The sequence below is a fragment of the Vibrio sp. YT-18 genome (assembly GCF_033337345.1).
Taxonomy (GTDB): Bacteria; Pseudomonadota; Gammaproteobacteria; order Enterobacterales; family Vibrionaceae; genus Vibrio; species Vibrio alginolyticus.
On sequence record NZ_JAWOQO010000193.1, the window covers coordinates 1 to 1,151 of the forward strand.

Here is a 1,151-nt window from a genome sequence, read left to right on the forward strand (position 1 = left end):
GCTCAGCGCATTCAGCATGTCTTCGTACTCGCGCGATGTCGTGATCGTTCGAGTCAGTTCAGAGGCAAACACAAAAAAGCTCTCAACCTGGTCACTTGTGTTTCGCACAGGCTGAATAACCACTCTTAACCACGCTTCTTCACCATCCCCCTTGGTGATTTGAAACGCGCCATTCCAGAATGCTTTTGCTTGAACCGACTGTTTCATGCGGTAAAAGTGGTCAGTATTTCTAACGTTTGATGGTACAAGGTCAGAAGTATGCTTCGCCAAGATGTCCTTATCTGACAGTGAAAGTTGCTGCAAAAACTTTTGGTTTGCCGATGTGACGTTGCCTTTCGCATCCAACGTCAGCCTTAACATTTCTTCGTCTAGGCTTTGCTGGATCTGTTGTAGGCTGTAGAGCTCTTGTTTTAATCGTTGGTTTTCTTGTTGAAGCGACTTATTAAAAAACATTACTTTCCCTTACTCGACCAATCTATTGATTAATCAAAGGTTTATTATTTATATCTATACAGCTCGATATTACTCAGGTAGCAGTATACTGGAATTTAGACTTGGCTCACAATTAATTACATTAATATCACGAGAGGACATTTGTTACCCAATGGGAACGACAAAATCGCAAACAGCTTCGTGCAAGACGCTTATATGAGGAAAGTGAAGTGATAGATCAAAAAAAAGCTCTTTCCTTACGGAAAGAGCTTTGACTTAGTTCCCAAAGTTTTTGCCGTTTTACAGCAGTTCCACCGACTGTTGAGCGATTACCCACTCTTCGTTGGTAGGAATAACCAGTGCTTTCGCACCTAGCAACTCAGATGTAGCAATCACACCTGCGTTACCAAATCGAGCGTCTTCGTTACCTTTCACATCTTCAACAAAACCTAGCAGTTTTAGGTTTTTCAGAATTTCACGACGAATTGGCATAGAGTTCTCGCCAATACCGCCAGTGAAGATGATGCCGTCGAATGAATCAAGCGCAGCAAGGTAAGAAGCGATGTATTTAGACACACGGTATGTGAACACTTGGAATGCAAGGGCAGCGCCTTCATGGCCTTCTTCCATTGCTTCCAAAATACCGCGTGCGTCGCTTGTTAGGCCAGAAACACCTAAGAAGCCAGAAGCTTTGTTCAGTGAGTTGAACACTTTCTCTT

General features: G+C 43.2%; 1 protein-coding gene and 1 pseudogene. Both read right to left on the reverse strand.

Annotated features, from left to right (window positions below):
• Positions 1-453, reverse strand: a 453-nt coding sequence (locus R7M72_RS25365) for a PAS domain-containing protein (RefSeq protein ID WP_318056492.1), incomplete at its 3' end; no start/stop codon positions are given.
• Between the two features lie 279 nt (positions 454-732).
• Positions 733-1,151, reverse strand: a pseudogene (locus R7M72_RS25370) (acetate kinase); the annotation flags it as partial.